The organism is Nostoc flagelliforme FACHB-838, from assembly GCF_014698065.1.
GTDB lineage: Bacteria > Cyanobacteriota > Cyanobacteriia > Cyanobacteriales > Nostocaceae > Nostoc > Nostoc flagelliforme_B.
In genome coordinates, this window is sequence record NZ_JACJSI010000462.1 from 1 (window position 1) to 4,216 (window position 4,216).

At 40.4% G+C, this 4,216-nt stretch carries 3 protein-coding genes and 1 pseudogene; 2 read left to right on the forward strand and 2 right to left on the reverse strand.

The features are described 5' to 3' along the window. Both H6G97_RS46590 and H6G97_RS46595 read left to right on the forward strand, forming a co-directional pair. On the forward strand, positions 1–400 hold a 400-nt coding region (locus H6G97_RS46590), incomplete at its 5' end, for a hypothetical protein (RefSeq protein WP_190947176.1). A gap of 1,276 nt (positions 401–1,676) precedes the next feature. Then, positions 1,677–2,606 carry a hypothetical protein gene (locus tag H6G97_RS46595; RefSeq protein ID WP_190947177.1) on the forward strand — a complete coding sequence of 310 codons (930 nt, stop codon included), beginning with the start codon at positions 1,677–1,679 and terminating at the stop codon, positions 2,604–2,606. A gap of 182 nt (positions 2,607–2,788) precedes the next feature. Here H6G97_RS46595 and H6G97_RS46600 read toward each other — a convergent pair whose 3' ends face one another. Both H6G97_RS46600 and H6G97_RS56395 read right to left on the reverse strand, forming a co-directional pair. After that, positions 2,789–3,943: a hypothetical protein gene (locus H6G97_RS46600; RefSeq protein ID WP_242056097.1), complete on the reverse strand. Its 1,155-nt coding sequence runs from the start codon at positions 3,941–3,943 to the stop codon at positions 2,789–2,791. 30 nt (positions 3,944–3,973) lie between these two features. Then, a pseudogene (locus H6G97_RS56395) lies at positions 3,974–4,153 on the reverse strand (HNH endonuclease); the annotation flags it as partial. Between the last annotated feature and the right edge of the window lie 63 nt (positions 4,154–4,216).

The window sequence follows — 4,216 nt, forward strand, 5'->3', positions numbered from 1 at the left end:
TGGGGCGGTTAGCTCCCAAAGTGGGGCGGTTAGCTCCCAAAGTGGGGCGGTTAGCTCCCAAAGTGGGGCGGTTAGCTCCCAAAGTGGGGCGGTTAGCTCCCAAAGTGGGGCGGAAAAGCTAGAAAGTGGTGCGGAAAAGCTAGAAAGTGGTGCGGAAAAGCTAGAAACTGGTGCGGGTCAATCGGACTCTGTGCCATCTTCTTCTGATTCCAAGGTTTTAGCCTCAGAAGCGATCGCTTGTATCCTGGAATCCCCCAATCCAAGTTGGGAGGTAATTAAGGATATTTTGGGTGAAATGGAAATCGCTTCTTATTCGGAACTGCACGGGTTTTTGACCTTGGGTGAATTCACCCAACTTGAGATGCTAGTACGAGCCTCTGATCAAAAGCACCCCTATTGAAAAATTTTCGGACCATATTTTTGGTATAAAAACATATCAATAGGCGGATTGATAGTATGTCATTTCTGTGGCAATTCTCAGGCAAAATAACATAAAAGTCATGGTAATATCGGGCATTTATCAGTCATTCTCCAGCCACTTCTTACCACTTCTTGCCACTGACTGGAACCGATTTTTATGATAAAAACATGGTTAACTCATGGAGGAATGGCACGCTTGAAAAGCTGAAATACTTGCCTGGTAAGGGGTTTAGAAAAATAATAGTTTTAAGGTCGGAAATCAGAATAATCTGCAACTCTCAGTTTGCGATGCCGAACGCGCAGAGCGTCTCCAAGAGTTGGCGGGCGCAAGCGTCATCGCTGCTTCATTAGCCCACGTTTTTCCAAAGTGATGAAACCCTTGTAAATAATACATTTGCGCTTTTCAAGCGTGCCATTCAACTCATGGAGTATGTATGGCATACCTACCAATACGGTTCGGATAAGCTCTTGAGGCAGGGGGTGCTCTTGAGGCAGGGGAGGAAAGAGAGTAGCAATTTCTCTTCCCCTGCTTCTCTTCTCTCCCTGCTCCCCTCAACAAATAACTTTGTTAACCGAACCGTATTGGCATCTCAACGCTGACGAAAATACGTTGACCTTTGATTAGATTCAAAATCACAAAATGTTAGAATTCAGGCAAATATTAGGATTCTTATCAAATTGTCAGAATTCCGGCACAGAGTAGGCATTCTCAAGGTATATCTCAGACAAATAGAAGGATTTTAAAAATACGCTTTCTCAACAAACTTAAACTATTGAGAATTTGGTCTCAAACCGTCAGAATTCCGGCACAGAGAAGGCATTCTCAAGGTATATCTGAGACAAATAGAAGGATTTTCACTTTTTTGAATATCACAATAGTATTATTCTACAGCCAAGAAATAAAAGCTTTTTTTGACGCACAGTACGCCAAAATGGCGCGAAAGTTTTTTTGAAAAAAATTGATGAAGGAGAGTGAATTTCAAATCACTTGGAGCAACAAGAACTACTAAACAACTACGTTAGTACTACAAAAGGGAGTGTACAGTTCACTACTAGGACGCTGACAAATAAATACTCAAATCCAGCTCCAAATTGCGCTGTTGCTTTAGTGAAGCAAGACTAGCGACTGCGAACCGATATGCTTCCTTCGACCCCAGTCATAGGGATCACTCACAAGAATGCCGCCAGTCATGTAGACACTCGATAGACAATTAAGATTGAATTAGACCGCGATTTCTCCCCTATTAATAGTAATCATGGCATCTGCTGAAGAATTTACCTCGCTTGAGTCAACCCAAGCAGTACCGACAGTTGAAACTCCATCGGATGAAGAGCAAGTAAATGTTGATACGTCAACAGAAACAGATGTTGAATCGACAACAGCAATATTTCAAGCTGTTGGGGTAATTACTGGGGATGTCAACTTTACTACTGATGGACAAAGCACTGTTACTATCGGTAGCTATGAATACCCACTTTACTACTTGAAGCGACAATGGGATGTATTAAACGCTCTCAAGAAGGAAATAGAAAATACTGGAAATCATAATCAGCGTTTGGTTGTTTATCCAAAGGCAATTCACTTTCCACGCAGAGAGCAACCGCATCGCATCGCTTTTCAGTTAGTGGGCTTTGATAGAGGGCGAAAACTAGATGCCGTTTCAGGAGAGTTAGAAGACCTGGAGTTTAAATTATCGGGATTATGGCAGTTCATTCCTGTCTGCTCAACTCCCTGTATCTCCGTGTTCCGAAATTTCTCTGATGAAAGACTCGAATTTATTAAGCAGTTCGAACCTGCCCGAAAGGTGAAATTCATGAAGGCTAGTCATATACCTTTGCTATGGAAGGATGCACCCGTCCGACCCTTCAGATTTAATCCCAAGGTGGCTAAAGAAGAGCTTGGACGCGCAGCCTTTGTGACAGTCAAGGCGAAATTTCTGCCAGGGCGTGATGTCTTCGGTTTTGTTGCACTGACTGCGCTACCTAAAGATTCTGCACCCAGATTTCTCAAAGCGTCTAAGGAGGATAAAGCCACAGTGCAACTTGCAGCTAAGAAAGCGCAAAGAGCAGCAGCACCACCTGCACGGAAGAAAGGTAAGTCAAAAGCGACTAGTCAGGATAATACCTCTGTGCCGCGTACCAAACCATTACCAAAACCAAAACCAAAGTTAAAAACGGGTGAGTAAAAGCGCTTTTTTGTTTGATCATGCGATCGCCATTATGGGGTTATATCTGTTGTGTGGCCCCCTGAATAAATAAGTATTTGCAGTATTGAGTCAGCCCTGACTAGCGCTCACGTCAAATTAAGGTTTTGGGGCGGTTAGGCTATCTTATTGACACTAAATAGCCTATAGGTTGGCTTAATCCCTTATTCAGGTATTTCTCTCTCTATTTTCATTTGTAATTGGTTAGTCAACTCTTCCCAGGTCTTGGTGCAAGCTGTTAATAGAGTATCTTGAACTTCAGGATGTTCTTTAAAGTTCTTCCCTATATGATATTGAACCAAATCAGAAAACCCATTGACAGCAAGTTGAGAAGAGACTACTTTAGGTTCTACAGATATTCCAAATAATTTTTCTAGATTTGAAACAAAATCTAAAAAAAGTTTTTCATATTCTTGGAGAGATTTTAAAGTTAACTCTTGTGTCTGCTCCCCAATTTTATAGATACTTTCCGCCAGGAAAGCATTAAGTCCTTCAAAAGGTAAACTTACTGATGCAATGTGCGAAATTTCTTTCCTAAAAAATTCAATTTTGGGTGGAGAAAATAGAATCTCTATCAGAGGTATATCTGCAATTTGCTGCTCTAATTCTAGAAAAAAAGATTTTGGTATTTGACGTGTTAGATATGTGTCCTCAACTACAGCAAGGATAGCATTTGGGACTTTACAGTTCTCAGCAAGAATAACTGCTCTCTGAATTCTGCCTAAAAGTGTTAAAACTCCTATTATCTTTTCTAATGAGCAACACCAGTATATTTCTACTGAATTATAATTAACACCCAACTTCTGAGATAACCTATCTTTAACACTAGGAATCAACTGATTTACTGTAACTGCAAATTCTTCCCAATTTCCTTGTTCGTAACGAATAAATTCACGGACTTTTCTTGTCATGTCACCACGAACCAAATCTGGATCATACAACCCAAGGCACTTCAGAAGTGTATGTGCTACTGAACGATACTGTTTTGATAGGTTTAAATTAATAAAGAGTGGTTGGGGTTCTACATTTATTTTTTCAAGTTTAGCTTCTTGAATTCTCTGCTTTATCCATTGCCGCTCTTCTGCTGTTAGTGTGCGTCCTAAGTCAGTTTCTGGCTTATCACTATTTAACCATTTATATACTTCTTCTTTAGAGCTACAAGAAAAATTAAATTCTAGAGAACCGTCAGAAGAAGCTTTCACACTGCAATTTTCTGTTTTCAGTTTTGGTTTAGCATACGCTCTTATGTTATATTCACCATCTGTCACAATTTCTGGTATTTGTTTATGACGTTCACCTTTAATTCCCCAAGAATTCATGACAAATTTTGTATATGTAGTAAGTTCTGAGTCTATAGTTTGTGAAAAATACTCATTACATTTGCCACATATTAATTTATTTGTGCTGAAGGAACCACCCCAACATGAATTGAATATATGCTCTTTCTTGGTAGCTGGGAGAGTGGCTCCACAATATAAACAGGACTTACGCAACTGGAACAAATAGCGAGCGGGGCGTAGCCCTACCACACGACAATTTAAATCAAACCAAGCACATAGGAATACTTGGGCGTTTTAGTTGCTGAATTAAAT

Excerpts from the sequence above, each read along its gene's own strand:
- H6G97_RS46600 (WP_242056097.1), bottom strand. The coding sequence starts at position 3,943 with ATGAATTCTTGGGGAATTAAAGGTGAACGTCATAAACAAATACCAGAA.
- H6G97_RS46595 (WP_190947177.1), top strand. The coding sequence starts at position 1,677 with ATGGCATCTGCTGAAGAATTTACCTCGCTTGAGTCAACCCAAGCAGTA.